This window comes from Methylobacterium sp. Ger2507 (assembly GCF_055231875.1).
On sequence record NZ_JBUYVC010000001.1, the window covers coordinates 1315632 to 1341680 of the forward strand.

General features: G+C 71.4%; 29 protein-coding genes and 1 pseudogene. 10 read left to right on the forward strand and 20 right to left on the reverse strand.

Annotated features, from left to right (window positions below):
- Positions 1–116: 116 nt before the first annotated feature.
- Positions 117–317 (forward strand): hypothetical protein, encoded by a 201-nt coding sequence (locus ACV7NL_RS06070; protein ID WP_463355195.1) that lies wholly within the window; start codon positions 117–119, stop codon positions 315–317.
- 48 nt (positions 318–365) lie between these two features.
- On the opposite strand, the gene ACV7NL_RS06075 is transcribed toward ACV7NL_RS06070, so the two are convergent.
- Genes ACV7NL_RS06075 through ACV7NL_RS06095 form a run of 5 tightly spaced genes read right to left on the reverse strand, consistent with a single transcriptional unit; the run spans position 366 to position 8174 of the window.
- Positions 366–1886, reverse strand: coding sequence for a DUF2793 domain-containing protein (locus tag ACV7NL_RS06075; protein ID WP_056483491.1), 1521 nt, complete (start codon positions 1884–1886; stop codon positions 366–368).
- Between the two features lie 50 nt (positions 1887–1936).
- Positions 1937–5830, reverse strand: a complete 3894-nt coding sequence (locus ACV7NL_RS06080) for a baseplate multidomain protein megatron (protein ID WP_463355196.1) — start codon at positions 5828–5830, stop codon at positions 1937–1939.
- 41 nt (positions 5831–5871) lie between these two features.
- A complete protein-coding gene (locus ACV7NL_RS06085) occupies positions 5872–6333 on the reverse strand; it encodes an NlpC/P60 family protein (protein WP_463355197.1) in 462 nt (153 codons plus the stop codon).
- 8 nt (positions 6334–6341) lie between these two features.
- Positions 6342–7253, reverse strand: a complete 912-nt coding sequence (locus ACV7NL_RS06090) for a DUF2163 domain-containing protein (RefSeq protein ID WP_463355198.1) — start codon at positions 7251–7253, stop codon at positions 6342–6344.
- A 12-nt stretch (positions 7254–7265) separates the two neighbouring features.
- Positions 7266–8174, reverse strand: a complete 909-nt coding sequence (locus ACV7NL_RS06095; protein ID WP_056483504.1) for a LysR family transcriptional regulator — start codon at positions 8172–8174, stop codon at positions 7266–7268.
- Between the two features lie 133 nt (positions 8175–8307).
- On the opposite strand from ACV7NL_RS06095, the gene ACV7NL_RS06100 reads away from it, so the two are divergent.
- Positions 8308–8922 (forward strand): glutathione S-transferase family protein, encoded by a 615-nt coding sequence (locus ACV7NL_RS06100; protein WP_056178560.1) that lies wholly within the window; start codon positions 8308–8310, stop codon positions 8920–8922.
- Positions 8923–9247: 325 nt separating this feature from the next.
- The gene (locus tag ACV7NL_RS06105; RefSeq protein WP_463355199.1) at positions 9248–10189 is read left to right on the forward strand and encodes a pyridoxamine 5'-phosphate oxidase family protein; all 942 of its coding nucleotides are present in this window, start codon (positions 9248–9250) and stop codon (positions 10187–10189) included.
- Here the strand turns inward: ACV7NL_RS06105 and ACV7NL_RS06110 are convergent.
- The 8 genes from ACV7NL_RS06110 to ACV7NL_RS06145 are packed head-to-tail and all read right to left on the reverse strand — an operon-like array spanning position 10170 to position 13838.
- Positions 10170–10823 carry a DUF2460 domain-containing protein gene (locus ACV7NL_RS06110; RefSeq protein WP_056483509.1) on the reverse strand — a complete coding sequence of 218 codons (654 nt, stop codon included), beginning with the start codon at positions 10821–10823 and terminating at the stop codon, positions 10170–10172. The two genes, ACV7NL_RS06105 and ACV7NL_RS06110, sit on opposite strands and share 20 nt — an antisense overlap.
- 31 nt (positions 10824–10854) lie before the next feature.
- Entirely contained in the window at positions 10855–11451 is a 597-nt protein-coding gene (locus ACV7NL_RS06115; RefSeq protein ID WP_463355200.1) for a phage tail tape measure protein, read from the reverse strand.
- A gap of 16 nt (positions 11452–11467) precedes the next feature.
- Entirely contained in the window at positions 11468–11686 is a 219-nt protein-coding gene (locus ACV7NL_RS06120; protein ID WP_056178570.1) for a phage tail assembly chaperone, read from the reverse strand.
- The gene (locus ACV7NL_RS06125; protein WP_463355201.1) at positions 11683–12006 is read right to left on the reverse strand and encodes a gene transfer agent family protein; all 324 of its coding nucleotides are present in this window, start codon (positions 12004–12006) and stop codon (positions 11683–11685) included. The genes ACV7NL_RS06120 and ACV7NL_RS06125 overlap by 4 nt, the downstream gene beginning before the upstream one ends.
- Entirely contained in the window at positions 12006–12413 is a 408-nt protein-coding gene (locus tag ACV7NL_RS06130) for a phage major tail protein, TP901-1 family (RefSeq protein WP_056178576.1), read from the reverse strand. Before ACV7NL_RS06130 ends, ACV7NL_RS06125 begins: the two co-directional genes overlap by 1 nt.
- 44 nt (positions 12414–12457) lie before the next feature.
- Positions 12458–12892: a DUF3168 domain-containing protein gene (locus ACV7NL_RS06135; protein ID WP_463355202.1), complete on the reverse strand. Its 435-nt coding sequence runs from the start codon at positions 12890–12892 to the stop codon at positions 12458–12460.
- A complete protein-coding gene (locus ACV7NL_RS06140; RefSeq protein ID WP_056483518.1) occupies positions 12889–13245 on the reverse strand; it encodes a head-tail adaptor protein in 357 nt (118 codons plus the stop codon). The genes ACV7NL_RS06135 and ACV7NL_RS06140 overlap by 4 nt, the downstream gene beginning before the upstream one ends.
- A gap of 23 nt (positions 13246–13268) precedes the next feature.
- Positions 13269–13838, reverse strand: coding sequence for a head-tail connector protein (locus ACV7NL_RS06145; RefSeq protein WP_056484424.1), 570 nt, complete (start codon positions 13836–13838; stop codon positions 13269–13271).
- 62 nt (positions 13839–13900) lie between these two features.
- Here ACV7NL_RS06145 and ACV7NL_RS06150 point away from each other — a divergent pair, with 62 nt between their 5' ends.
- Positions 13901–14656 carry a trypsin-like serine protease gene (locus ACV7NL_RS06150; protein WP_463355203.1) on the forward strand — a complete coding sequence of 252 codons (756 nt, stop codon included), beginning with the start codon at positions 13901–13903 and terminating at the stop codon, positions 14654–14656.
- 136 nt (positions 14657–14792) lie between these two features.
- On the forward strand, positions 14793–15710 hold the full coding sequence (locus ACV7NL_RS06155) for a S1 family peptidase (protein WP_082507658.1): 918 nt from the start codon (positions 14793–14795) through the stop codon (positions 15708–15710).
- Between the two features lie 58 nt (positions 15711–15768).
- Here the strand turns inward: ACV7NL_RS06155 and ACV7NL_RS06160 are convergent, their stop codons facing one another.
- The 3 genes from ACV7NL_RS06160 to ACV7NL_RS06170 all read right to left on the reverse strand — a co-directional run bounded on the left by ACV7NL_RS06160 (position 15769) and on the right by ACV7NL_RS06170 (position 19135).
- Positions 15769–16962 (reverse strand): cupin domain-containing protein, encoded by a 1194-nt coding sequence (locus ACV7NL_RS06160; RefSeq protein ID WP_463355204.1) that lies wholly within the window; start codon positions 16960–16962, stop codon positions 15769–15771.
- A 248-nt stretch (positions 16963–17210) separates the two neighbouring features.
- Positions 17211–18527, reverse strand: a complete 1317-nt coding sequence (locus tag ACV7NL_RS06165) for a phage major capsid protein (protein ID WP_463355205.1) — start codon at positions 18525–18527, stop codon at positions 17211–17213.
- Positions 18524–19135 carry an HK97 family phage prohead protease gene (locus ACV7NL_RS06170; RefSeq protein WP_463355206.1) on the reverse strand — a complete coding sequence of 204 codons (612 nt, stop codon included), beginning with the start codon at positions 19133–19135 and terminating at the stop codon, positions 18524–18526. The genes ACV7NL_RS06165 and ACV7NL_RS06170 overlap by 4 nt, the downstream gene beginning before the upstream one ends.
- A gap of 77 nt (positions 19136–19212) precedes the next feature.
- Between ACV7NL_RS06170 and ACV7NL_RS06175 the strand changes: the two genes are divergently transcribed.
- Complete coding sequence (locus ACV7NL_RS06175) at positions 19213–19455, forward strand: type II toxin-antitoxin system VapB family antitoxin (protein ID WP_463355207.1); 243 nt, start codon at positions 19213–19215, stop codon at positions 19453–19455.
- A complete protein-coding gene (locus ACV7NL_RS06180; RefSeq protein ID WP_463355208.1) occupies positions 19452–19868 on the forward strand; it encodes a type II toxin-antitoxin system VapC family toxin in 417 nt (138 codons plus the stop codon). Before ACV7NL_RS06175 ends, ACV7NL_RS06180 begins: the two co-directional genes overlap by 4 nt.
- Here ACV7NL_RS06180 and ACV7NL_RS06185 read toward each other — a convergent pair.
- Together ACV7NL_RS06185 and ACV7NL_RS06190 are read right to left on the reverse strand one after the other, a co-directional pair.
- The gene (locus tag ACV7NL_RS06185; protein WP_463355209.1) at positions 19844–21010 is read right to left on the reverse strand and encodes a phage portal protein; all 1167 of its coding nucleotides are present in this window, start codon (positions 21008–21010) and stop codon (positions 19844–19846) included. The two genes, ACV7NL_RS06180 and ACV7NL_RS06185, sit on opposite strands and share 25 nt — an antisense overlap.
- Positions 21011–21046: 36 nt before the next feature.
- Positions 21047–21871 (reverse strand): annotated as a pseudogene (locus ACV7NL_RS06190) (phage terminase large subunit family protein); the annotation flags it as partial.
- A 253-nt stretch (positions 21872–22124) separates the two neighbouring features.
- Between ACV7NL_RS06190 and ACV7NL_RS06195 the strand changes: the two are divergent.
- Positions 22125–23585, forward strand: a complete 1461-nt coding sequence (locus ACV7NL_RS06195; RefSeq protein WP_244473818.1) for a TniQ family protein — start codon at positions 22125–22127, stop codon at positions 23583–23585.
- A 93-nt stretch (positions 23586–23678) separates the two neighbouring features.
- Here ACV7NL_RS06195 and ACV7NL_RS06200 read toward each other — a convergent pair whose 3' ends face one another.
- Positions 23679–24083: a hypothetical protein gene (locus tag ACV7NL_RS06200; protein WP_156630141.1), complete on the reverse strand. Its 405-nt coding sequence runs from the start codon at positions 24081–24083 to the stop codon at positions 23679–23681.
- Between the two features lie 380 nt (positions 24084–24463).
- Entirely contained in the window at positions 24464–25216 is a 753-nt protein-coding gene (arsH, locus tag ACV7NL_RS06205) for an arsenical resistance protein ArsH (RefSeq protein ID WP_056172868.1), read from the reverse strand.
- A gap of 47 nt (positions 25217–25263) precedes the next feature.
- Between arsH and ACV7NL_RS06210 the strand changes: the two genes are divergently transcribed.
- A complete protein-coding gene (locus ACV7NL_RS06210) occupies positions 25264–25611 on the forward strand; it encodes an ArsR/SmtB family transcription factor (protein WP_056172871.1) in 348 nt (115 codons plus the stop codon).
- The gene (gene arsC / locus ACV7NL_RS06215) at positions 25611–26036 is read left to right on the forward strand and encodes an arsenate reductase (glutaredoxin) (protein WP_056172874.1); all 426 of its coding nucleotides are present in this window, start codon (positions 25611–25613) and stop codon (positions 26034–26036) included. The genes ACV7NL_RS06210 and arsC overlap by 1 nt, the downstream gene beginning before the upstream one ends.
- Positions 26037–26049 lie beyond the last annotated feature (13 nt).

The following is a 26049-nucleotide window of genomic DNA, read 5'->3' on the forward strand; positions in this document are numbered from 1 at the left end:
GTCTCCGGATGATGAAAGTGAGAGAGCACTGAAGTGATGAGCGCAGAAGTTCCGGTTGATTTGCCGGAATCTCTACGCGACAACTGATTCCGACGCGGGATCAGGAGGGGGATGTGTTGCGAAAGCTCATCTCGGCTGCTTTGAGGCAGAAATCAGGGGGGCAGGACTGGTCCGGCGGCGGGGCAGCGCCGGCGCTCAACCGGACCTTCCCGTCCATGCGGCCCCTGGACCCGCCCCCGGCTGAGAACGACAATCCGCTCACCGATCTGTGCGCCGCCGTCGAGGCCGATCTGCGGGCGGCGGGCTACCTGCGCTGAGGGGCGCGAGGGGGATGGCGAGGCCCCTTGCGGTTAGGCCCCCTTCGGTCAGGCCCCTTTCGGGGCGGCTTCCAGGGCGGTGAGCCGCGCTTCGAGGCCCCGGGCCAGGAACAGCAGCAGCTCGTCCGTGCGGAAGCCGTAGCGCTCCCCGGCGGCGCGGCCCGCCACCGCGTCCTCCGCCGGAACGGCCGCGACGATCTCGGCGCCCGCCGCATCGACCTCGGCGGGGGAGGCGGGGATCGCCGGCCGGGGCGGCACGGCCGGCCACGCGTCGCGACACAGGAAGCCGTAGGCGAATGGGTCGAGGCCATGGGCTTCGAGGATCGCCGTCGCCCGCTGCACGGTCAGGCCGACATGTCGGCGTGCCCCGGCGCCCTTGCGCGCCAGCGCTTCAAGGAACCGGAAGGTGCCGATCTCCCGGGCGAGCGCGCGCGCCGCCGCGATCTCGGCCTCGGCCAGGGGAACGACGGGCGTCTTCTCGCGGGCATCCGAGGTGTTGATCGCGCCCGTGCCGGCATACAGCACCGCGGCGCGCAGGGCCGGGGTGCCGAGGCTCCAGGTGTTGTCGGCCGTGTGGGCGATGATGCCCGCTACCCCGAGCTTGGTCGTCAGGGTGGCGCTGGTGCCGAGGCCGAGATTGCCGTCCGGGCCGAAGCGCGCCACCTCGCGCAGGGTGCCGGGGCGCGCGCCGTCCGCCGGCTTCACGAAGATCGCGAGGCCGCCCGGATACCCGCTCGCCGCGCCGGCCGTGCCCATCGTGCCGGCAAGGCCCGCCAGGGGCCAGGGAGTGCCGCCGCTGGTGGCCTGCATGGTCAGGCCGCCCCCCAGCAGGCTGCCGTCCGTGGCGAGGTCCTGGGTCAGGCGCAGGGCGGGCGCGCCGAGGAGCGGGCTCGGCATCGGCCCTTTGAGATCGACCCGGCCCGACGCCCGGTCGATCCGCAGCGCCTCGCGAAACCCGCCCGTGTCGGGCGCGACCTTGATCGCGAAATCGTCGTTGCCGGACAGTCCGATCTCGGCACGCCCCGTGAAGGCGCTCTGGAACAGCAGGGACAGGATGTTGCCGGCGGCCTGCTTGTTCAGGGTGTAGCGCAGGTCCCCGGTGCCGCCCTCCGCCGTCGTCAGGGCGGTCCAGAGGGCGGTGTTCAGCTTGGCGGCGAACGGATTGGCGGCGTCGGCCGTGGTGCCGATGCCGAGGCGCGTCAGGTTCTGGAGCAGCTTCGGAGCGGAGCGGAGTCCGATCCATCCGGTTGCCGTGAAGGCGTAGAGTTCGTCCTCGTCGAGCATCCAGGCGAGCCAGCCGGGCTTGGGCGCGAGGCCGCTCCAGCGCCCATCCTGGAAGCGGGCGATCTGTCCGGACAGACCGGCCCAGGCCCCGGTCGGACTGGGGCTCAGCACCAGGTAGCGATCGCCCTCGGCGGGGGTGGGCGGCGGCGCGCCGAGGTCCTTGTCGCGGCAGGCGAGCTGGACCAGCGCGTCGAGGCCCATCAGCGCTTCGTTGTGCGTGACATGCTTCTGCGCCTGACCCGCCGCGATCAGCGGCAGCGCCAGGCTGGGGGTCGTCTCGGGCATCGGTCGGCTCCGGCTTGAGGGTCGAGAATCTCCGGCGGCGTCGCGGCGGATCAGGCGGACGCGACCGCCACCTGCGCGCGGGTCTCGGGGCCGACCCCCGCCGCCAGACCGACGTGCGCCACCGCGACGTCGAGGCGCCCCTGGGGGCCGCCGAAATCCGCCGCCTCGTCCGTCGCCGGGTAGAGGAGGCCCGGCGCGGCCGCCGTCAGAACCCGCAGGGGCCGGCCCTCGGGCGAGAACACCGTGACCCGGTAGGCCTCGGGCTCCTCCAGCGGGATCTCGGCGGCGTCCCACGAATCCCCGTCGCGCCGGGTCCGGCGAATCCAGGCGAGGCGCACGCCTTCGGGCTCCCGCTGCGCCCGCAGGTGGACGGGGCTCGAGGGGCGCAGGGCGGTGAGGCCGGCCGTGGCCCGCAGGGCGACATGGGCCGGATCGGCGGGCTCGCCCGTCGCCGGGCCGATGCGGTAGCGGAATGGCCGTCCGGCCTCGTCGAGGCGTTCCACCAGCGGCACCACCGCCCCGTCGAGGCGCACGATCAGGCTGCCGGCGGGGCTGGCCCGGGCGGCCTGCGCCTCGCTGCCGGCCAGACCGCGCAGGAGCCCCGTCAGCCGGTAAGTCCCGGGCCCGATCAGCGTCACCCCGGCGGCCGCGATCAGCTCGATCGCCCCATCTCTCGTGCCGCGGACCGCGAACAGGTTGCCGCCGGCCAGCGCCGCCGCCTCGCCGATGGCGGCGAGATCGCCGGCGTGGCGCAGGCGGACATCGAGCCGGGCGCCGCGATCGAAGCGCCAGAGCGGGCCGGGGGGCAGGGCGGTCAGGGTCTCCCCCAGGCAGGCGGGAAGATCGACGAAGCCGTGGGGGACGAGCGCCGCGTCCTCACCCTCGGCGCGCCAGATCGCCACCGGCCCGGGCCACGGGTCCGCCGCCACCGCCAGCACCTGAAGGGCGGTGGGGCTGCCGCGATCGGCCGGCAGGTCGAGGGCGACGGCGAAGGGCGGCCCGGCCAGGGCCGGCACGGCGCGGCGGGGGCGCATCCCGGCGCGGTCGTCCGTCCGGGGCGTCCGGCCGTGGAGGGGCACGCCGCGGGTCTCGATCTGGCGCCCGCGCGGGCTGTCGGCGATGCGCAGGATCCGGTGCGGTCCGGGCTCGCCCGGCAAGGCGAGGAGGTCGCCCGGCGCGAGGTCGATCCGGCGCGGGCTCAAGGTGAAGCGGGCGGTGTCCCGGGCCGCGAGGCGGGCATCGAGGGCGGCCTCCGCCAGGGCCTCGGCGCAGGCCCGCCGGGTCACCACGGCGGCTTCCATCCGGGTCTCGCGCCGGCGGGCACCGCTGGGGCGGATCGCGGCGGCGCTCGCCCGGCGGTACTCGGCGGTGTCGCCGTCGGTGAAGCCGATCTCCAGCGAGCGCGGCAGCTCCGCTTCCTCCGTCCGGACCCGGGCGAGGGGGGCTTCGGCTTCGCGCAGCACCACGAGGTCGTCGGCCGCGATCGCCAGCGGCACCTCCCTGCGCGGCCCCCGGATCGTCAGGGCGCCGGCCTGGGCCGAGACGTCGAGGCCGTAGAGCTGCGCCAGGGGCTCGAGGGCGGCCCGGGCCGACATCGGCCGGTCGATGACGTAGCCGTCGAGGAAGGCGTTCGCGGTGATCGCCGCCGGCACCGTGATGCCGAGGTCGGACAGGATGGCGGCGACGAGCCGGTCGAGTTCCAGCCCCTCGATCCGGCCGGTGATCCAGTGGCCCACCGACCAGTTGCCCGCATCCGCCCAGACGGTGTCGAAGTCCGGGAAGGCCGGGTAGGGTCGCGCGTCCCAGCACCAGACGAAGATCGCCTCCGCCGGCACCATCGGGCCGCCATACAGGGACGAGACCGGGTTGTGGGCGGGTTCGAAGCCCGGCAGGGCCGGGTCGAACCGCCCCAGGATCGCGGCGAGACCGCGGGCCTGGATCAGGTCGTCGCGGGTGCCGCGCGAGGCGGGCGGGCTGGCGTTCTCGGCGGATTTCGGGTCGGGAAAGACGTTCGGCCCGTTGGTGCCCTTGTCCACCGCCGGCACGCCGATCTCGGTGAGCCAGATCGGCTTCGAACGTGGCACCCAGGCGGTCGCGCGGGTCTCGACCCCGCCGTCCCGCTCCACGTGGCGGTTCGTCCACCAGCCCACCAGATCCTTGGCCCGGAAGGTCCAGGGCTTGGCGTAGCGCCCGTCGGTGATCGGCGTGCGCCGCTGCGCCGCCCGGTCGGCCGCGTCGGCATAGTACCAGTCGAAGGCCTCGCCGGCGCCCACCCGGTCCTTCAGGTAGGCGGGGTCGTAGATGGCGTCGGCCAGCGCCAGGTCGGCATGGGCGGCGCCGTCGCGCCAGTCGGTGACGGGCGGGTAGTAGTCGATGCCCACCGCGTCGATGGCGGGATCGGCGAACAGGGCGTCGAGGGGAAACCGGAGAGTGGCGCCCCCGTCGCGCACATCGGCGCCGTACTCGGTCCAGTCGGCGGCATAGACGAGGGCGACGTCGGGGCCGAGGCGCTGGCGCAGGGTGGCGGCGAGATCGCGAAATCCCTCCACGGCGGGGTAGCGCCCGGCTTCCGCCCGCACCCGGGTGAGGCCGACGAACTCGCTGCCCACGATGAAGCCGGCGAGCGGCAGGCCCTGCGCCGCCCAGCCGGCCGCCAGCGCGGCGTAATGCAGCGCCAGGGTGCGGTACTGGGCGAAGAACGCGGCCACCTGGGCGCCGGCCGCCTCCGTGCCGTCGGGGCTTCCCGGCCGTCCGGGAGCCGGGTCGCAGGTGATGCGCCCGCGCCAGGGATAGGCCGGCTGGCGCCCCGCCTGCCCGTCGCGCGGGTCCGGCAGCGCGTTGTCGGCGGCGACATCCATCATCACGAAGGGGTAGAGCACCACGCCGAGGCCGCGCCGATTCAGCTCCGCCACCAGCCGGGTCAGGCCCGCATCCGAGGGCGTGCCGCCATAGGCCGGGCCGCCGCCCGGGGCCGTCGAGACGGGCGCGACCGCGTCGCGGCGCAGGCCCGCCACCGCCCAGGTGTCGCCGCTGGTGACCTTGGCGGCGTTGTCGACCCGGGGCCGGATGGTGCAGCGGCCGGCGCGCAGGTCGTCCCCGAACCAGCTCGCCACCACGGAGACCCGGGTGAGGCGCGGGCACAGGGCCTGGAGCGCGTCCAGGGAGGCGACGACGTCGGCACCCGCCTGCATTTGGAACCGGTTGGCGGGGCGCGTGGTGCCGTAGCCGGCCTCCTCGGTGACGCGGAGCGGATCGAGGCCGAACTCGGTGGAGCCGGGGATGAGGCAGACCGCCCGGATCATCCCGGCGAGGCCCGCCACCGGGCGCAGCACCTCGAAGGCGAATTGCGGAATCCGGTTGCCGAATTCGGCGAGCGCCAGCCGCTCGAACACCACGTAGGCGAGGCCCCGATAGGCCGGCGCGTTTTCAGGCCCCTCCTTGGCGACGATGAGCGGGTCGGGCTCCTGGTCCGCCGCGCCGCGATGCAACCGCAGGGCGACGGTGGTCAGGTCGATCTCGCGCCCGTCCGCCCAGACCCGCCGGACGCCCGCCACCGGGCCCTCGCACAGGCCGATGGCGAGATCGACGAAGTAGGCATAGGCGGTGCGCTTGACCTTGCCGCCCCCGATCGCCTTGCCGCCGGCGGCCGTGACGGCGCCCGTGCTCGCCACCTCCAGGGGCCGCGTCGTCCAGATCAGGGTGCCGCCGATCCGTGCCCGGCCGTAGACGCGCGGGATCGGCTCGCCCTCGGTCGAGCTCAGGCCCGCCACGTCCGACAGGCGCGGCCCCTCGACGGTGCGTCCCCCTGCGAGGCCCCCCAGCAGGGCCGCGTCGAGGCCCGACCCCGCCATCGTCCCGAGGGCGCCGCCGATGATTCCGCCGATCGGGCCACCCAGCACCGTACCGGCCGCCGCCCCGGCGGTTTGCAGGATCAGCGTGGCCATGGCGGACTCCGGAAGAGGGGGCGAGAGCGGGGGCGGTGCGGCTAGCCTCCGTCTCCCGAAATCGGGAAGCGGAAGACGTGGGCGAGGTGGCGCCGCCACCAGCCCGTCAGGGCCACCTCCGTGACGACGGCGCCGTCATGGGCGTGGATCATCGTGCCGGCGCCCGACGCGAGGGCGCAGTGCCGGGCCGGCAGGTGGGCGCGAAACCGGAACAGCAGCACGTCGCCGGCCTGCGGCTCGGCGCGGGCAACCGGCGCGAGGTGGCGCCCGGCCGCCTCCGCCAGCGGATCGGTGCCGGGCGGGGCCGATTCCGCCCAGGATGCGCCGTAGGCCGGGGCAGCCTCCGGCTCCGATCCGAACGCCTCGCGCCAGACCCCGCGCAGCAGCCCGAGGCAGTCGCAGCCGACGCCCTTCAGCGAGGCCTGATGGCGATAGGGCGTGCCGATCCAGCCGCGCGCCAGGAGGACGATCGTCCCGGGCGTCATCCCCGTTTCAGGCGTCATGGTGTGCCTCACCGGAACAGGCTGCCGCCGTCGAGGCCCGGGCCGGAGCCCGGGACGGGGCGCAGCACGAAGTCGTTGCCCGGCAGGTGCGGGAAGCCCTGGAAATTCGGCACGTTGGCGAATTTCTCGCGGCAGGTGGCGAGGCGCTTGTCGCAGCCCGCATGGAGGCGGAAGCGGTCGCCGGGCGCCACCGGGCGGGCCGGCGCCTGCCACAGGTCGAGCCGGATCGCCCTCGCGTCGCCGGTGCGGTCCTGAACGTCGGCCTGTTCGCGGATGTCACCCTCCTGGCCGACCTGGGTACCGCTGGTCCAGGTCAGCCGCCCCCCGGTGAACCAGCCGGGTGCGAACACGCCCGCGAGGGTCACGCCGAGCGTGCCTGGTTCCGGCACGGCACGCACCGTCCCGGTGGTGGAAACGCGCGCGTCGGCGAGATTCACGCGGCATCGGGCATCGCCGAGATCGGCGCCGCAGGTGGCGCGATAGGTCCGGCCCCGCTCGGCGTCGAGCTGGTCCATCAGCCCGCGCAGTTCTGCCACGAAGGCGGTGCCGGCCCGGCGCACCTCGCCGATGGTGCCGATATCGAGGAGGATCCGCGTCTCCGGTCGGCTCCAATCCACCAGCCAGGTCTCCACCGAGGCCCCGTCGTAGAGCCCGCCCGCGATGTCGGCGTCGGTGAGGCCGAGGGCCGAGAGGGCGCCCGCCACCTCGCCGCCCCCGATGGCGAAGCCGAGTTCGGCGCTGGCCTCGGCGGCCTCCAGCCCGGACCGGGCGGCGTAGGTCAGGCCGCCGAAGGTGAGGTCGCGGTCGTGGTCGGTGAAGCCGAGGCGGGCACCGTCGCGCCGGCTCAGCGCCCAGGCATGGCACAGGGTGGTGGCCCCGCCGGCGAGATGCGCGGCGAGGTCGGGGGGCAGATCGCGCATGGTCCAACCTCCTCAGGAATGGGTCGGGTTCACCCGCGGATCAGCCCGGAGGCGCGCCACGGCGAGGTCGATGAAGGCACGCACCTTCGCGGGGGCCCGGCGCCCCTCCGGGCTCACCACATGGACCGGCATCGCGGCGGCGGCCGGATCCTCGAGCACGAGGCGCAGACGCCCCTCGGCCAGGGCCGGCGCGACCTGATAGGACAGCAATTGCGCGATGCCCTGGCCTGCCAGCGCGGCCGCCAGGACGGAATCGATGGTGTTGCAGCTCAGCCGGGACCGCAGGGCGACGGCCGTCCCCGGCTCGGGGCCGAAGCGTCCGTCCGCCCCGAGCCCCTGGCTCGCCGAGCCGATGACGGCGTGGTGGCGAAGGTCCCGCAGGGTCGCTGGCTGGCCGTGCCGCTCGAGATAGCCCGGCGCGGCGCAGAGCACCCGGCGGACGGCGCCGACCCGGACCGCCGTGAGCCCGGACTCGGCGAGCGGACCGATGCGGACGCCGACATCGGCCCCCTCGTCGATCAGGTTGATCACCCGGTCGAGGAACAGGGCGCGGGCGGAGACGGCGGCATGGCGCGCGAGGTAGTCGGTGATCACGGGCAGCACGTAGAGGCGGCCGAACTGCACCGGCGCGGTGACGGTGAGCGTGCCGGACGGCGTGGCGTAGGACCCTGCCGCGGCGGCCTCCGCCTCCTCGATCTCCGCCAGGATGCGCCGGCAATCCTCCAGGTAGCGCCCGCCCGCCTCGGTGAGCTTCACCGAGCGGGTGGTCCGCGTCAGCAGCCGCGTGCCGATCCGGTCCTCGAGGGCCGCCACCGCCCGGGTCACGGCGGGCGGGCTCATGGCGAGCTGGCGCGCGGCCGCGGCGAAGCCCCCGCCCTCCGCAACCCGGACGAAGACCCGCATCGCCTGCCACCGATCCATGCCTGCGCCTCCCGATGTCCAGACTATTCCATTCTGCGGAACGGTGGCTTCCGAAGAAAGAGCATTCTCCTGGTCCGGTGGAGGGTCTTGAATGCGGATGTCGCCGACGCTCCGGCCCGACAGGAGATCTCTCATGAAGCTGTTCCACTTTGCCCTGTCCGGTCACGCCCACCGGGCCCGGCTGTTCCTGTCCCTCGTCGGCCAGCCCTGCGACATCGTCGAGGTCGACCTCGCCCGGGGCGAGCACAGGGCGCCGGACTTCCTGACGCTCAATCCCTTCGGGCAGGTGCCGGTGCTCGTCGACGGCGACACGGTCGTCCCGGATTCCAACGCCATCCTGGTCTACCTCGCCAAGCGCCTCGGCCGTACCGACTGGCTGCCGGAGGATGCGGCCGGCGCGGCGCGGGTGCAGCGCTGGCTCTCGGTGGCGGCCGGCCCCATCGCCTTCGGGCCGGCGGCGGCTCGCCTGGTCACCCTGTTCGGCGCCACCTTCGACGCCGCGGAGGTCATCGCCCGTGCCCACGCCATCCTCGGCCGCGTCGAGGCCGAACTCGCAGACCGGCCCTGGCTCGCCGGCGACCGCCCCACCGTCGCGGACGTGGCGCTCTACAGCTACGTCGCCGCCGCACCCGAGGGGAACGTCGACCTCGCCTCCTATGTGCAGGTCCGCGCCTGGCTCGCCCGTATCGAGGCCCTGCCGGGCTTCGTGCCGTTCCCGCAAAGTCCGGCCGGCCTGCGCGCCGCCTGACCGTCCCGGCAGGTGGCTGGCTCCGAACGGTCGCAAGCTGGCGCGGATCCGACTCGTCCTCTGGGAAACACGCGCACAGCACCCCGTCATCCCGGGGCCGCGCAGCGGAGCCCGGCGACTGTCTTACGGTGCAAGATGTTATGCCGTCGGCGGCTCTGGATCGCACGCCGCCGGCGCGCCCCTCCGGGGCCGGGCTCATCTGTGGCGCCCCGGAAAGACCCTGTGGTGCCGTCCGCCGTCACCGCGCCGGTCAGGAGGCGGAGTGCCCAATCCCGCCGAGACCTTTCATCGGATCATGATCAAGCTCAATCTCGGGAGATTCCCCATGTCCCTCCCCAACGCGCGCTCGGAGATCCGCCCCGCCGGGCCCTGGCATCCGGGCGAGGTCGCGATCCAGGCGCATGTCGGGGTCGCCGGGCGGATGGCCGAGCTCGGTCCCCGGGTGATCCGCGACCACCTGATCGACCAGCACCGCGCCTTCTACGCGCATCTGCCCTTCGTGGTGCTGGGCACGGTCGACCCGGCCGGCGAGGCCTGGGCGACGGTGCGGACCGGGGCGCCGGGCTTCCTCGACGCCCCCGATGCCGAGCACCTGCGGGTGCGGGCGGCGCCCCTGCCCGACGATCCCGCCGAGGCCGGGCTGGCGGACGGCGCCGCCATCGGGCTCCTCGGCATCGACCTCGCCACCCGGCGGCGCAACCGCCTCAACGGCACCGTGGCGTGCCACCGGCCGGAGGGCTTCGCGATCCGCGTGGCGCAGAGCTTCGGCAATTGCCCGCAATACATCCGGGTTCGGACCGCCCCGGAGCCGGTCCCCGCGGCGCCGGTTGCCGCCCAGGTGTCGGATCACCTCGATGCGCGCGCCCGCGCGCTGATCGAAGGCGCGGAGACGATGTTCGTCGCCAGCTACGCGGTGGGCGCGGACGGGACGCGGCAGGTCGACGTCTCGCATCGCGGCGGCCCGGCTGGCTTCGTCCGGGTCGGATCGGACGGCGTGCTGAGCATGCCGGATTACGCCGGCAACCGGTTCTTCAACACGCTGGGCAACATGCTGGCCAATCCGCGCGCCGGGCTCCTGGTCATCGACTTCGCCAGCGGCGACCTGCTGCAGATGACCGGCCGCCCCACGGTGATCCTCGATGCCCCCGACTGTGCGGACTTCCCCGGCGCCGAGCGCCTGTGGCGCTTCGCCCCCCGCACGGTGATCCGGCGTCCGGGCGCGTGGCCGCTGCGCTTTGCTGCGCCGGCTACGGCACGATCTCGATGAGCGGCACCTTCGGGATCTCGCCGGCGCTGAAGGCCGACAGGTCGATGGTGAGATCGTCGGTGTCGAAGCGGACCGGCACGTCGAAGGTGAAGCCGGCGGTGACCCGGAGGCCTGCACCCGGCACCGCGTCGGCCGCGAAGGTGAGACGCCCGGTGGTGCCGTCGCAGACGACCTGGGCGGGCGCCACCGCGACGCCGTTCACCGCCACCCGCACGCTCTCGGCCACCGGCTTGGCGATGATCCGGCGATAGGGCATCGGGCCGGTGCCGTAGGTCTTGGCGAGCTGGAACACCCGCGTGGTCCCGTCGCCGAGCCCGAGAACCTGGTCGGTGGCGGCGATCGGGCCGGAGGGCGGCCCCGAACGCGCATCGACCCGGTCGCGGTAACGGAAGCCGTAGAGCCGGCCGCGCCGCTCCTCGAAGAAGCTCAGCACCGCGTGCAGCGCATCGAGGGTGCGGATGCCGAAGCCGGCATCGTAGCGCCGGCGCGAATCGGCCCAGCGGCTGTTGCGGTGCTCGCGGCCCGAGGCCAGGGTGACGATCTCGGTGAGGCGGCTCGGCCCCCCGCTGCCGCGCAGGGCGACGTCGAGGGGAAAGCGGACCTCGTGGAAGTCGCTCGGCGGTTCGATGGCCATGATGCGCTCCTCGGCTTCCTGCCCCGCCCGCTCACAGGCCGCGCCGGCCCCGCGCCACCGCGCGGGCGAGGCCGGCGGCCACCTGCGCCTCGGAGCGGCGGAAGCTCTCGAGGTCGGGCGTCGCGATGTTGACGGTGATGGGGCTCGCGCCCTGGGCGCCGGCGGCGACGCCGAGGCGGCCGTCGCTGCCGCGCTTCAGCGGCAGGATCGCCTCTGGCCCGGCCTCGCCCATCAGGCCGAGGCCGTCGCGCATCGGGAAGTAGGTCGGGGCCGCCACCACGCCGCCCGCCGCGAACGGGCGCACCCGGCCCTGCGCCACCACCCCGCCGCGGCCGAAGGCGGCCTCGCCCCCGGCCGCCCCGGCGCCCGTGCCCATCAGCCCGTTGACCAGCCGGGTGATGCCGGCCTTCACCGGGCTGAGGGCCGCCTTGAGCGCCACGTCCGAAAGCTTGATGGTCAGGCTGCCCAGGACGCTGTCGAGCTGGCGCCCGGCCCCGACATTGCCGGTCAGTGCCTTCGAGAGGCTCTGGCCGAATTTCTGGGCGAGCTTGTCGAGGGTCTCCAGTTGCTTGACCCGGGCGGTGTCGGCACGGGCGGCGGTGCCGCTCCCGGGTTCGGTGTCGGCCATGGCGGATTCTCTCGGCTCAGGGAGGATCGGGATAGCGGTCGATCAGGTCGCGCAGGCCGGTCCCGTCGAGGGCGGCCCGGGGGCCGGACAGGCCGGCGGCGGCCATCAATTCGCGCGGCGTGGCACGCCAGAAATCGCGCGGGCGCCAGTGCAGACGCCCGAGACCGAGCGCCAGCGCCTCGTCCCACGGGAAGGCGGAGGGGGGCTCCGGCGCCGTCCCGCCCGTGGGACTCAAGGGGGGTCGGGGCTCTCCCCGAAGGCGGCGGCCAGCACCGCCCCGATGGCCGTGCCCATCGTCTCCAGGTCGCCGGCCAGCGGCAGGTCCGCCACCGCGGAGGCGTCGAGGTCGTGGCCGCCGCCCCGCAGCGCCGCGCCGAGCAGCGCGATGAGGTCGCGGCTCTTGAGGCGGCCCTCGCCGAGGCGGGCCGCGAGGTCGGTGAGGTCGGCGGCACCCAGGGCATCCTCGAGTTCGGCGAGCGCGCCCAGGGTGAGGCAGAGGGTGTAGCGCTCCGTTCCGAGGGCGAGCGCCACCTCGCCGCGCCTGCGGTTGGCCATCAGGCGGCCGTGAAGGCGAGGGGGCCGGCCGAATCGAGGGCCATGTCGAAGGTCACCTCGCCGGCATGGTCGCCGCGATATTCGAGGCTGGCGATCTGGAACGCCCCCTCCAGGGTGCCGAAGCCCGGCACCACGATCTGGTAGGTCTCCAGCGTGCCGTCGAAGAACACCTGCCGCAGGCGGGCATCCGAGGCCTCGTCGCGGAAGACGCCCGCGCCCGAGACGGCGGCGCGGCGCACCCCCGCCCCGGCCAGGAGTTCGCGCCAGCGCCCGGCGGAATCGGCGTTGGTCACGTCGACGGCCTCGGCGTTGAAGGCGATCTGGCGGGCGCGCAGGCCCGCCACGGCCAGGAAGGCGCCGCCGTTGGCGATGCGGATGAGCAGGTCCTTGCCGCGTTGCGCTGCCATGGTTCAGCTCCGGATGTTCGAGGGGGGCGAGGGGGGAGGGGGGATCAGGCGGGCCGGCACTCGGTGATCGCCCGCAGGGTCAGGGTGGCGCGGGCCTCGCCGCTGGCGGGGTCGCGCCGCACCGCGATGGTCTCCATGTCGAGGCGCACGAGGGTGTGGCCGGCGAGGCTCAGCGGCGCGTCGTACAGCAGGTCGGCGATGCGCTCGGCGGCATCGACCGCGCTGCGGATCGAGCCGGGCCGGGCGAACACGGTCACCCCGAGGGCGTGCCGGTGGCGCCGGGCGCCGTCGACGGAATCGTCGCGGATCTCGGCATCGCCGAACAGGGCGTAGACGGGGGCGCTGCCGCGCGGCGGCTCGTCGCCGAGGCGCACGGAGCCGCCCATCAGGCGGGCCAGGGCGGCGTCGGTGGCGAGATAGGCCAGGATCGCGGCGCGCAGGGCGAGCAGCGGGCTGGTGGGGGAGGGGGGCAGGCTCATGCGGTACCGGCCTCGCCGACGAGTTCCTCGACCTGGCAGACCACCTCGCGCCGGCGCCCGTCCGGGTCGCCCGCGCTCTGGATGGCGAAGCGGCGCGGCCCGCTCGCGAGCCGCATCGCCGGGGTGATCTCGGGTCCGAACCGGAATCGGATCCGGTGGGTGGCGACCGCCTCGGCCCGCCCGAAGCGCGTCCGCGCGACGGGCCGCAGCGGTTCGATCGCGCCCCACAGCAGCGGCCCGGCGACGTAGCGGCGCACCACGCCGCCGAAGCCGTCGGGCTCCTCCAGCGGGCGTTCGAGCACGAAACGGCGGCGCCGCGCGCCGATCGGCACGCCGGTCGAGGGGTCAGCCATGGGACGATCTCCGGGAAACGGCGCTACAGGCGCAGGCGGCGCAGCGGGTCGATCAGGGCGGCGATCGCCGGCGGCGGCGACCCGTCGCCGGGGCCGTCGCCGCGATGCTCGAAGGCGTGCGCGACGAGGAGCCGGATCGCCTGGACCAGCGCCGGCGGGATCGGCGGCCCGGCGCCCCCGTGCCCGGCATCGACCTCGATCAGGGCGGCGCGTCCGATGAGCGCCGGCACGGCCGGTTCGATGATGAGGCCCGGCGCCTCGATGGGGTCCGCCCCGACCCGCACCAAACCGGGCGCCAGATCGATGACGAGGCCCGCGCCGTCGACCAGCCCCGCCCGCGCCACGGCCACCACGGGGCTTAGGGGCAGCGGCAGCCGGCCGTCGCGCGGCCAGGCCGTGAGCATCAGGCGATAGCGGCCGGGCACCAGGATGCGGCGGGCGGCCAGCTCCACCTGCGCCCGGGCGCTCGCGATCAGGCTCTCCACCAGGGCGTTCTCGGCTCCGCCGTCGTCGGGATCGAGGCGCAGGTAGCCGCGCATCTCGGCGAGCGTGACCGGCTCGACGATGGCGGCATCGACGCGTATCGGGGTCATCGTCGTCTCCGTCTGGGACATTCGAAGGAAGGATCGCGATGGCGCGCGAAGGAAGGATCGCGATGGCGCGCGGATCGAGGCCGCTTGTCCGCCTGGCATTGTCGGGCGCCCTGGCCTGGCTGGCTGCCGCCGGACCGGCGGGCGCGGTGGTGGGCGGCCGCCCGGCCCCGGAGGCGGCGGCCTCGGCCGTGATGGTGCTGTCCTCGAACGGCGGCGTCTGCACCGGCATCGTGGTGGCGGCCGATGCGGTGCTCACCGCGGCTCACTGCGTCGCGGCCCGGGCCGAGCACCGGGTGCATTACAAGGACGCGGCCGGCGCGCCGGTGCTGGCCGAGATCGCCGCCCGCGCCCTCCACCCCGGCTACGATGCCGGCGCGGTGGCAGGCCGCCGCCGCTCCATCGACCTCGCCCTGGTGCGCCTCGCGGCCCCCCTGCCGGCCCGGTTCGTGCCGGCGACCTTGAGCGCCACGATGCCGGGCGCGGGCGAGCGCCTGACGCTCTCGGGCTACGGCGTCGCGGCCCCGGGCGATGCCCGCAGCACCGGCACCTATCGCAGCGTCGATCTCGGCGTGGTCGCGCCGCACGGCCCGAGCCGCATTCTGGTCTGGCTCGGCGCCGGCCCCGGCGGGGCGAGCGCCTGCCACGGCGACAGCGGCGGTCCGATCGCCGCCGGACCGGCCGTCCTGGCGGTCTCGGCCTGGGTCGCCGGCAAAGCCTGCGGCGGCATCTCGCAGGGCATCCTGCTGGCCCCGCAGCAGGCCTGGATCGACCGCACCCTGGGGGGCTGGCAGAGTGCCGCGCGCTGGTCCGCCCCCTGAGCGCCCGCGCCGCCGCGTGACCCTCGACCTGCGGTGATCGGGCGGCGGGCGGAACCAGAGCTTGGCCGAGCCATTCCGTTCCGGTACGCTCCGTTCCGTTCACGTCCAGACCATCGCCGGACGCGGGAGAGACACGATGTTGCCGACCGCGCCGCGCCCGTCTGCCCTCATCCAAGCCGCTCTTATCCAAGCCGCCTCCTTCGGAACGGGCCGCACGGCGGCGTCCCTGGCCGGGGCCGCGCTCGTGCTGGCGGCCCTCGGGACGCCGGCCTCGGCGGTGATCAACGGCGAGGTCTCGCGCGATCCCAACGGGCTGCGCGCCTCGGTGGTGCGGATCGAGAGCACCCAGGGCGAGATCTGCTCGGGCACCCTGATCGCCCGCGACCTCGTGCTCACCGCCGCCCATTGCGTGATGCACCAGGCCGGCTACAGCGTGGTGGCGGTCGACCGGGCCTTCCGCTCACGCCGCATCAACGCCATCGCGGCCTCCATGCACCCGGATTTCGTGCCCGGCACCACGCCGGAGGACCAGCCGGGAATCGACCTCGCACTGATCAAGCTGGCCGAACCCCTGAGCGACGACTTCCTGCCCCTCGACCCGCGCGGCGGCGCCATCAACACCGGCGACGCCGTCGACATCGCCGGCTTCGGCGTCGTCGCGGAGAACCGGCGCAACACCGCCCGCACCCTGCGCCAGGCCCATCTCGTCTCGATCGGCTCGCTTCAGGTCGCCAACCGGGTCACGGTGGTCACCGACCGCCGCCGCATGGCCGAGACGGCGGGGGCCGGCGCCTGCCTCGGCGATTCCGGCGGACCGATCCTGCGCGCCGTCCCCGGCGGCTACCAGATCGTCGGGGTGGTGAGCTGGTCGAGCGGCGCCATGCGCCAGGACCGCAAGGCCCGCACCGCCTGCGGCGGCTTCACCGCCGTGACCCCCACGGGCGAGCATGCGGGCTGGATCAGCCAGCGCGCCGCCGAGTTCGCCCGCATGCCCTCCGGCGCCTCGATCGGCGCCACCCGCTCGGACTGGATGGCCAAGCCCGGCCGGCGCTGATCCGGTCTGCGCCGGCGCGACCCCAGTCAGGCGTCGACGCCACCCCGTCATGCGGGTCTCAGGTGCGGTCCTTCACCGGTCGGCTGAAGGTCTGGGCCACCGACGGGAACCCGGCAACCACCTGTTCACGGACGCCGAGATTGGCGGCGAGCATCGGGCGCGGCACCCGGGCCAGCCAGGTCGCCAGCAGAGTTTCGTCGAAGAGGCCGCTGTCGTGCACGCCGACGATTTCGGCGGTCTCGGCACCGATGTTCTCCACCGAATGTCCGCAGGCGCGGGGCAGGTAGGCGCAGTCGCCCGGCCCAAGCTCGGCCACGCCCATGTGCTTGTCCTGCGCGAACAGCGTGACGCGCGTCCGGCCCCGCACCACGTAGTGCCACTCGTTCGCGCGCGTGTGCCAGTGAGGGGCGTGCACCGCGCCCGGCGCGAGGCGCACCAGAAAGCCGGTCATCCCCGACGAGACCGGGAAGGCGCTGGCGGGCGCCACCCGCATCGCCGAGCCGGCGCCCTCGGCGCATGCAGCGGCATCGGCCAGCGCGAAGCGATGGCTGCGCGCCGGCGGCAGGAGACGCTCGGCCCGCGCGGCCACGCTGTCGCGGGGTACGACCGGCCCCTGGATGATGTAGGTCTCGCCGCCCGGCAGGGCCGCCAGCGTCGCCTCCGGCACATTGAGGGTGCCGCGTAGGAGGGTGGGGTCGATCCGGCTCATCCAGTCGGTCAGCCCGAAGGTCCCGTGCTCGCCGAAGAGGCCGTCGTCGAAGGCCAGGATGGCATGGCACGGCTCGGTCCCGAGGGTCTGGATCGCGTGCGCGTGGCCGCCCGGGAAGTACCAGGTGTCGCCGGGTCCGAAGTTGACGACCTCCATCTCGCCGGCCTCGTCGATCACCGTCGCCTGGCAATGGCCGGCGATGATGTAGCCCCACTCGGCCGAGGCGTGCCAATGCATCTCGCGCACGCCGCCCGCATTGAGGAAGATGTGGGCGCCCGCGATCCCGGTGGCGATGGGAAGCTGGTGCGTGGTGATCTCCCGCGCCCAGCCGCCCGAGGTCGCCTTGATCGGTCCGCCGTCGAGGGAGGCCGTGAAGGCGGGCGCGGTGCCGGCTTTACGCGGGATCGTGCGCAGGAAGGTGGAATCGGGGGCCACGTCGGCTCCCGACGCATGGCCGTCCTCCACCGCCCGTGCCCCGCCGGCGGCCAGGCTGCCTCCGGCCGCGAGCGCGCCGAGAAACATGCGGCGGTTGGTCTGGTCCATGGTGCCCCCTTCGAGCGCGGGCGCCGCCGCGACGACAGGTCTCCGGCCGGCGGGAGCGCCCCGGAACTGTTTAAGCGCCCGCGTGCGTCTTGAATTTCCTGCCGCGCCCGAGTGTATCCACATCCTGGTCTGACGATCGCGCGACAGCGTTTCCGTTTCATCAAGACCAGGGCCGTGTCGCCCACGCAGCTCCAGGAGCCCCAGGAGCCGCAAGGAGTCCCCGGGCCGGACGGCCCGGGGCGCCGGTGTCAGGCCGCGAAGGCCAGGAGCTTGAGCGCGTCGAAGTCCTGCACGCCGCCGCCGACGCGCTTGGTGGTGTAGAACAGCACGTAAGGCTTGGCCGAGTAGGGGTCGCGCAGCACCCGCAGGCCGGCCCGGTCGACCACGAGGTAGCCGCGGCGGAAATCGCCGAACGCCACCGAGAGGCTGCCGGCGGCGGCGTTCGGCATCGCCTCGGCCTCCGAGACGGGGAAGCCCAGCAGGGTCGCGGCGGCCCCGGCCGCCAGCGGCGGCTGCCACAGGTAGTTGCCGTCCTGATCCTTGAACTTGCGGATCGTGGCCTGCACGCGCCGGTTCATCACGAAGGTGGCGTTCTGCCGGTAGCCGGCGCGCAGGGCATAGACGAGGTCGAACAGCACGTCCGACGGGTTCGCCGCCGGGAAGGCGCCGGCGACGCCCGTCGACACCGTCCCGAGCTTGCCCGGCAGCCAGGCGGTGTTGGCCACCGTCTCGTAGCTGAGGAAGCCGCGCGGGCGGCTGACGCCGTTGCCGGTGACGAAGGCGGTGCTCTCCTGCTCGGCGAAGGCGGTCTCGACCTCGTCGGCGAGCCAGGCGTCGATGTCGACGATGGCGTCGTCGAGCAGCGTCTGGGTCGCCGCCGGCATGGCGTAGAGTTCCATGGCGGGGAAGCTCAGCTCGGACAGGACCGGGGTGTCGGTCTGCGGCCGGGGCGCGGTCTCGGCAACCCAGCCCGAGACGGCATCCCGCACCGAGACTGCGCGCTTGTACTGGCCCGACGAGATGACCCGCACGGTGGCCAGCGCCCGGATCGGCGACAGGTTGGAGAGCCGGGTCAGCACCATGCGCTCGACCTCGGCCGGCACGAGGTAGCCGCCATCCGGGCCGGAGCCGGCCGAGAGGGCCTTCGCCTCCAGGCGCTTGAGGCCGCCGCTCTCGCCGGCCCGGACGTAAAGGTCGAAGGCCGCCTTGTGCTCGATGCTGGCCACGTCGCGCGGAGCCGCCGCGCCGCCGCCCAGGGGCGGGCGGCGGTGGTCGAGGGTGAGCCGGTCGAGGCGGGTGCGGGCCGTGTCGAGGGCGGCGTCGATGCGGGCGAGCTTCTCCTCGGTGAGGACGTCGCCGGGGGCGCGGCCCTCGAGTTCGGCCAGACGGGCGTCGTTGGTCTCCTTGAAGGCCTCGAAGGCGCGGGAGAGGTCGGTCAGCGCGGTGCCCACCGCCGGGTCGGCGGTGGTGGCGGCCTTGTCCTCCAGGGGCGGCAGCAGGCCTTTCACCTCGGGTGCCGGACGCTGGGGGTGGCCGGAAATCTGGCCGGGAATCTGAACGGTCATGCGAACCTCGCTGAGCGGGCGGGCAGGATGGCGCCGGGCCGAGGCCCGGGCCGGGTGGAGGGAGAAGCCGCGCGCCGGTGCGGCGCCATGCGGTGGGCCAGGGCCCGGATGTCGTTGGCCAGGGCGACGCCCGCCCGGATGCGAGCCGCGGCAGCCTGATTTGGCGTGGCAGCGGCCTGATTTGGCGTGGCAGCGGCCTGGGCCGGCGCGGTGATCCGTGCGCCGGCCTGGAGCGGGAAGGTCACCAGCGAGATCTCCCACAGGTCGATCGCCTCGAGCCGGCGGTTGCCGCCGCGCTCGGGCCGGGCGCGCAGCGTGCGAAACCCGATCGAGAGCCCGTCGAGCGAACCGTCGCGCAGCAGGGCGTCGAGTTCCCGGGCGCGCTGGACCGCGAGGTTGAGCTGGCCGGCGACGCGCAGGCCCCGGGCATCCTCCCGCAGGCTGAGCCAGCGCCCGACCGGCTCGGCCGGATCGTGCTGCCACAGCATGCGGACGCCGGCGACGCTACGCGCCGCGAGGCTCTGCGCGAAGGCGCCGGGCGCCACCACATCGCGCCCGAGATCGGGCACGCCGAACAAGCTGGCATAGCCGGTGAAGTGGCCGTCCATGGGGGGCTCCGCTGAGAAGGTCTGGTGACAGCCCGGCCGAAGCCGGATATCCTCGCTCGTGTCAGGATATCCCGGAGGTGCGCGTGCCGCTCTACATCAAGGACGACCGCACCGCGGCCCTGGTGGCCAAGCTGGCCGAGGCCGCCGGGGTGACGAAATCCGAGGCGGTCCACCGGGCGGTCGCGGCCGAGCTGGCCCGGCTCACCCCGGTCGTACCATTGCGCGAACGCTTCGCGGCCCTGCGCGCCCGGAACCCTCTGCCCGCGCCGACCGGGGAAGCGGCCGACAAGGCGTTCTTCGACGACCTGAGCGGCGCGTGACGATCTTCGTCGATGCCTCGGCCCTGATCGCCATCATCGCCGGGGAGCCGGACGCCGATGCCTTGAGCGACCGGCTCGAGAGCGACCGGGACCGGCTGTGTTCCGCCCTCTCGATCTGGGAGACGGTGGCGGGTCTGGTCCGAAGCTACGCCTTCACGGTCGAGGCGGCCCGCGCGCATGTGCGCCTCTACCTCGATGCCGGCGCGATCCGCTTCGTGCCCCTGGGCGAGCGGGAGTTCGATCTCGCCATCGACGCCTATGCCCGCTTCGGCAAGGGTCGGCATCCGGCGGCCCTGAACATGGGCGACTGCCATGCCTATGCCTGCGCGCGGGCGCATGGTGCGACGCTCCTGTTCAAGGGCGACGACTTCTCGCGCACCGATCTCGCTCAGCCGACGGGCGCTGGCCCATAGCCCACCGCCTCGCGCTTTTCCGCCTCGGTCAGGAAATCCGCCGCCTGGACCCGGCGCCACAGGCTCTCGCGCTCGGGCGCCAGGGCCTCGATGGCGTCGAGGTCCGGTTCCAGGCGGATGGGGCCGAAGGCGGGTGCGAGCCAATGGGCCAGAGCCTCGGCGGTGCGGCGCACCAGGGGGATCACGGTCTGGCGGTAGAAGGCGCGGTTGGCTTCGGCGTAATTCGCCAGGGTGTTGTCGCCGGGCAGGCCGAGCAGCAGGGGCGGCACGCCGAAGGCCAGGGCGATCTCGCGGGCCGCGCCGCTCTTGGCCTCCACGAAATCCATGTCCTTGGGCGAGAGCGCCAGGGGCTTCCAATCGAGCCCGCCCTCCAGCAGCAGCGGCCGCCCGGCATTGCCGGCGCCCTGGTAATTGGCCTCCAGCTCGCCCTTGAGCCGGCTGAACTGCGCGTCGCTCAGGGTCGAGCCGGCGGCGGTGGCGAACACCAGCGCGCCGGAGGGCCGCGCCGCGTTGTCGAGGAGCGCCTTGTTCCAGGCGCCGGCCGCGTTGTGGATGTCGAGGGCCACCGCCGCCGCCTCCATCGGCGAGAGGCCGTAATGGTCGTCGGTCGGGTGGAACAGGGTGAGATGGAGGATCGGGGCCACGCCCTCCGTCACCTGGTCGAAGCGCAGAATGCGCCCGCCGACCGCGTAATCGTAGGCCACCGGCCAGCCGGCGGGGCCGGGCACCACCCGCATCCGGTCGGGCCGGAGCGCGTGCAGCTCGCGCGGCACGCCGTCGAGGCCCGTCGCCTGGAGGTAGGCGTTGCCGGAGACCATCAGGTGTCCGTACAGCGCTTCGAGCAGTCCCGCCCCGCCCTGGCGCGGGTTCGGCCGGGCCAGCAGCGTCTCCAGCGGATGGGGTCCGGCGGCGCTTTCGCCCACCCGTCCGAGCGGCAGGCTCGCGGCGGCCTCGGCGACCAGCCGCACCGCCCGGTGGACGATGGCGTTGCGCTGGAACCCCTCGCGGGCCAGCGCCCCGATGTCGCGCGGCGTCCACGAGGGCCGACCCTCGCCGTAGAAGGCGACGCCGAGGCCCGGCACGGGGGCCGCCTTGGTGTCGGGCGCGGCGCGGCGCACGAGCCGGGAGAGGAGGTTCGCCATCGGGGCCTCGCGGAAGCGATGAGAGTCGGTCGGGTGTCAGAGCCGCCGGATGCGCGGCTCCGGCGCGCTCCGCAGCAGCAGGTGCGTCAGCGCCCAGACCAGGGCGTCGAGGCGGTCGGGCGAGGCCCCGGAGGAGAGGCCGTCCGGGCCGAAATCGCAGAGTTCGTCCTCCAGGTCCGGCAGGGCGCCGACATGGTGGACGCGTCCCTGCGCGTACAGCACCGAGACCGGCTCGGCCCGCAGGTACTTGCCCCGCGTGGCCCGCACGGCCGTCACCGGCACGGCGGCATCGACCTGGGCCAGGACGGCGATCGCCATCTCGCCCCCCTGGTTGACCTCGACCACGAGGCCGTCGGCGGAGAGCCGATGGTAGAGCGCCAGGGCCGCCGAGGCCCAGGCTTCCGGCGCCGCCCGGGCGAGGGTGGCGTCGGCGAGCACGTAGGCGTGGCCGGCGGCGTCGAGCCCGGCCGCGACGATCCCGCAGGCATCGGCCCCGGCCCGAGAGGAGGCCGGCGGGTCGATTGCCACGACGATGCGGCGCAAATCCCCCGGCGCCCGCGGGACCCGGTGGGCCTCGAGGCCGTCGCGGGTCCACAGGGCATCGGCCCGGTCCTCGATCAGCTCGCCGTCGAGTTCCTGGCGCCCGAGGCGGGTGCCGGCGTAGCGCCCCACCACCGCGTCGAGGAAGGACGGCGCGAGGTTGGCGGCGTTGTCGGCGGTGCGCGCCCGGCTGACCACCGTCCGCGAATCCGTCAGGATTCGCCGCAGCAGCGGGATCGGCCGGGGCGTGGTGGTGACGAGGCCGCGCGGGCGGTGCCCGAGGCGCAGGCCGAACTGGATCATGTCGTAGGCGGCCTCGGCGTATGTAAGGGCTGTAAAAGCCTGCCGCACAATTTTCGCTAAGTGCTTGTTTTAAAGAAGCAATATTTTCAGTCTATAAAAAGAAAACACCGCAAATCCGCAAATAAGCTGCCGCATGGGGTACGCATTTCGAAATAAACATGCCGCAAAAATTGCTTCGTCCATGCGAAACAGAATATTAACTATAATTATTACCTATAGGAGCTGTTTGTAAACAGGCATTTCTGACTTGTCCTCGGCAGCATCTTTGCCAGTGCGCGTTAGGCACCTCGCTGACGAGCCGGCCTACGACCTGTTCCGGCGCTTGGGAACGGCGATGGGACAGCCGAGGCCGAGCAAGTTCGCGGCGGAACTCGGTCTCAATTGGTCTGCGATCAAGGCGGGAAAGATGACACCGACCATTGCCGAACTCGCCGGCGTTGACCAACAACAGCTTGCGGCAGCAACGTTTGAACGCAGGGGCGAACTCACCACCTTCCGCTCCACCGCCTTCAGGAACCAGGAGTGGCAGTCCAGCATCCGTGCGTGTCCTCGGTGCGTGGAGGAAGACAGGTTCGTTTCACATTCCAACACCGGTATCCATCGACGTAGCTGGTGGGACCTTCGGGTGATCGAACGTTGCCCAAAACATGGGAATGCGCTCGTTGACGGCTGCACCGACTGCGGCTGCACTATTATCGATAGCGGACGAGGCATCTGCTTGTGCGGAAAGGACTTGATCTCGGAAACCCAAGCGGCAGATGAACGGCTATGGGAATGGGACAAATATTATATTTCACGCCTCCTTGGCCGCCCGCATCCACCGGTTCCACTGCTCGACCCCCTGCGTTTCGTGTCTCTGGCCCCAGCCGTTCTGGCCCTCGCCGGCCTTCAAAGACCTGAAGAGAAGCCGATGGCCACCCTGGCTAGCATCGGCTTCGGCTTCGCCTTGCAGGACGACTTGGCAATCGAGAGCGCGATGGCTGTAAGAGCGCCGTTCGACAAAGGGCGAGACCAAATAAACACCTTCCTCGATCCGCTACACTCGTTGCTTAAAGGGAACGACGATCTTGGCCACGGACCCTTGCTAGCTCTCGTCCGCCGCTTTGCGCGAACGCATCTTCCCGTCACTGCGACCACGAAGCTTCTGGGCGCAGGCTACGAAAACGTTGACTTCGCCGATAAGCATCAAACTCAGCGCGAAATTGGAATAGATCGGCACATCCTGATCAAACTTTATCGGGAATTGGTCGACCCCGAAGCAAGGGCACTACCGACCGCGTTGCATAATCACGATGTCGGCCGCATCCGGAAAGAATTCGAAGCATGCCTGCTTTATTCCGAGGCGAGACGTAGGCTCGGAATTCGGCCAAACATCTTTGCGATGCTGATCGAGATCCCTGACGGCGTGCTTCCAAGAGCGAGGTGGTCTTATTCTGAGCGACCTTACGTAAAGCTTCAAGATGTCGTCGCACTCGAAAGCGCAGCCGTATCCAATGCACCATTCATCACGAAGCTCTCGCGGAGCATGATGCCGATGCAGGATTTTTGGAAGACCGGACTTCCATATGATAAGCTGATCGACAAGGGTGCGCTACTAAATGCGCTACTTACATCTCTCAAACAACAAAGGATCTCTCCTGTCGCTAGGTTGGCGAACAGTGCCGGTTTAGGTAGTCTTGTGTTCTCCCGAGAGGAAATCTCAGACTTAATAGCACTGACAATAGATTATTAATTTATTACATCAATTTCGGTATAATAGAGGGTACAACGACGTAGTATTATTGGATATATATGTTTTTATGTTAGCAAAAATCAATAATAATTTTTACCACGCTCGTTTTGTAGTGGAGATTCGAGTTAGTCGATGATTGTCTGGAAGGGGCTCGCCTGCGTTCGCGATATGCCATGCTGCCTCATTTACGGCAGGTTCAATTCTCCCATTTCCAGCGTGATCAATCCCATAATACATAAGCTCCTCATCTTCACTCATGTATTGGAAAATATCGCCGATTTCCTTGTGTCTTTCATCGAAAAGATATTGCGTAGTAATAAATACTGCCTCAACTTTATCTAACCCCGGGAATATTTCAATAGATTTGTTTGAGGAGATTATTTCAAGTTCGAGCCACGTTTCTGCTTGATGAAGGTCGCAATAATAACTGCTTTCATGATCTGCATCAAATTCATGATTACTCGGAGGTGAGGTGCTAATACGAATATTTTTCATCATAGACCTTTGCCGCGGTGTCTGAATTGTATCATAAGTAGCGAAGGATTGAGGGTCAATTGATGGACGTGTCGCCAATGGAGCGAGGTGTGGGTCAGGTCGAGCGAAACCCGTTACCGGTCGAGATTAGAAGGCCGAAGGCGAGACACTAAATACTTGAGTAGTGGGCAGTGACGCGTCCTCGTTAAAGCTTATCAAAATCCAGTGATCCCAATATATGCCCTCAATTTTTGATAATAAATCGGTCTGATTTCCTGCGCTCTATGCTCACGTAGTGCCTAGGTGTCGAGGTTCTATGGTATGTAGGTCTGTTTATCACTGGGGCCAGCTTAGTGGGAGGTTCACATGTCACGGAACCGCGAGCCTGGCTGTATCCCGGCAGATTAGGAAGTCCGCCTCACGAATTTGATGTCGGCTGCCACGGCCTTCAGGCGCTCAGGCTCGCGCTCCTTCCGTTCGGAATAGCGGTCCACGAGATAGTCGGCCCGCCCGCGAGTGAGCAGGGTGAACTTGACCAGCTCCTCACAGACATCCACCACCCGGTCGTAGAGTGGACCCGGCTTCATCCGACCGCTGTCATCGAACTCCTTGTAGGCCATGGGCACCGAGGACTGGTTGGGGATGGTGATCATCCGCATCCAGCGCCCAAGGATGCGCAGATTGTTGACGGCGTTGAATGACTGCGAGCCGCCCGAAACCTGCATCACGGCCAGGGTTCGACCTTGCGTCGGACGCACAGAGCCCTCTGACAGAGGCAGCCAGTCGATCTGGCTCTTGATGACCCCGGTCATGTTGCCGTGGCGCTCGGGACTGACCCAGACATGCCCCTCCGACCAAATCGAGAACTCCCTGAGCTCCTGAACCTTGGGGTGGTCGGCAGTCGTGTCGTCCGGCAATGGCAGGCCGTGCGCGTCGTAGATCCGCACCTCGCCCCCCATCGCCTCCAGCAGGCGGGCCGCCTCGTAGGCCAGGAAGCGGCTGAAAGAACGCTCTCGGAGCGAGCCGTATAGGATCAGGAAGCGTGGGGCGTGGGTGAACGGCGCTTCCATTTGCAGGGCGGCGGGCGTCGGGACTGTGAAGTGCCCCTCGCTGAGGTTCGGCAGGCCATCGGCGAAGAGCTGGTGGGGCTTGTCCAAGACGCTTCGTTCCTCTATGTTTCAACGATGTTTGAGATATTGACATCATGATGGACGAACGGCAAGCCGTCGCCGCTTTCGCGGCCCTTGGCCAGGTGCACCGCCTACGCATCGTGCGCCAGCTCGTCACCGCCGGTCCTGACGGCATGGCGGCCGGCATGCTGGCCGAGGCGGTCGGCGTGTCGGGCACCAACCTGTCGTTCCACCTGAAGGAGCTCTCGCATTCCGGGCTGGTCACGTCCCGGCGGGAGGGGCGCTCGATCATCTACAGCGCCGCCTACCCGGACCTGTCCGAGCTCATCCAGTTCCTGATGCGCGACTGCTGCCAGGGACGCCCCGAGGTCTGCGCCCCGGCTGTCGCTGCCCTCGCCGCATGTTGCACGGAGACCGCCTGATGGACGTCGTGATCTACCACAACCCGGATTGCGGCACGTCCCGCAACACCCTGGCCCTCATCCGCAACGCCGGCATCGAGCCGCACGTGGTCGAGTACCTGAAGACGCCCCCAAACCGGATCCTGGTGCGCCAGCTTGCCGAGCGGGCGGGCGTGAAGGTCCGTGATCTGCTCCGTGAGAAGGGTACGCCCTACGCGGAGCTCGGCCTTTCGGACGAGAGCCTGACGGACGATCAGCTTCTGGATGCCATTGCCGAACATCCAATCCTGCTGAACCGCCCCTTGGTCGTCACCCCTCTAGGTGTTGCCCTGTGCCGCCCCTCCGAGGCGGTCCTCGACCTCCTCCCGGCCCAGCGGGGCGAGTTCGTGAAGGAGGATGGCGAGCGCGTCGTCGACGAGCACGGGCGCCGCGTCGCCACCGCCTGAACCGCCACCCGTC